This is a genomic window from Microseira wollei NIES-4236 (genome assembly GCF_020521235.1).
Classification (GTDB): domain Bacteria; phylum Cyanobacteriota; class Cyanobacteriia; order Cyanobacteriales; family Aerosakkonemataceae; genus Microseira; species Microseira wollei.
In genome coordinates, this window is record NZ_BLAY01000495.1 from 1 (window position 1) to 731 (window position 731).

Annotated in this window: 3 protein-coding genes; all 3 read right to left on the reverse strand. The window is 50.1% G+C overall.

Translation table 11 applies throughout. From position 1 onward, the window contains the following. Window positions 1-49: 49 nt before the first annotated feature. The 3 genes from MiSe_RS53525 to MiSe_RS49475 all read right to left on the reverse strand — a co-directional run bounded on the left by MiSe_RS53525 (window position 50) and on the right by MiSe_RS49475 (window position 544). A complete protein-coding gene (locus MiSe_RS53525; protein ID WP_373873062.1) occupies window positions 50-208 on the reverse strand; it encodes a hypothetical protein in 159 nt (52 codons plus the stop codon). Beyond that, complete coding sequence (locus MiSe_RS51850; protein ID WP_264197174.1) at window positions 160-318, reverse strand: hypothetical protein; 159 nt, start codon at window positions 316-318, stop codon at window positions 160-162. Before MiSe_RS51850 ends, MiSe_RS53525 begins: the two co-directional genes overlap by 49 nt. A 64-nt stretch (window positions 319-382) precedes the next feature. Then, entirely contained in the window at window positions 383-544 is a 162-nt protein-coding gene (locus MiSe_RS49475; RefSeq protein ID WP_226594950.1) for a hypothetical protein, read from the reverse strand. Window positions 545-731 lie beyond the last annotated feature (187 nt).

The following is a 731-nucleotide window of genomic DNA, read 5'->3' on the forward strand; positions in this document are numbered from 1 at the left end:
TCGTTGCCATCGCCTCCTTTTAATTCGTCGTCATCGCCTTCTCCCCCTTTTAATTCGTCATCGCCGATATCGCCTGCCTTGGATATCTTTTCCGGCATTGCCAGTAAAGTTGATCGTTGCCATCGCCTCCTTCTAATTCGTCATCGCCTTCGCCTCCTTTTAATTCGTCGTCGCCGATATCGCCTGCCTTGGATATCTTTTCCGGCATTGCCAGTAAAGTTGATCGTTGCCATCGCCGCCTTCTAATTCGTCATCGCCTTCTCCCCCTTTTAATTCGTCATCGCCGATATCGCCTGCCTTGGATATCTTTTCCGGCATTGCCAGTAAAGTTGATCGTTGCCATCGCCTCCTTCTAATTCGTCGTCATCGCCTTCTCCCCCTTTTAATTCGTCATCGCCGATATCGCCTGCCTTGGATATCTTTTCCGGCATTGCCAGTAAAGTTGATCGTTGCCATCGCCTCCTTCCAATTCGTCGTCATCGCCTTCTCCCCCTTTTAATTCGTCATCGCCGATATCGCCTGCCTTGGATATCTTTTCCGGCATTGCCAGTAAAGTTGATCGTTGCCATCGCCTCCTTCCAATTCGTCGTCATCGCCTTCTCCCCCTTTTAATTCGTCATCGCCGATATCGCCTGCCTTGGATATCTTTTCCGGCATTGCCAGTAAAGTTGATCGTTGCCATCGCCTCCTTCCAATTCGTCGTCATCGCCTTCTCCCCCTTTTAATTCGTC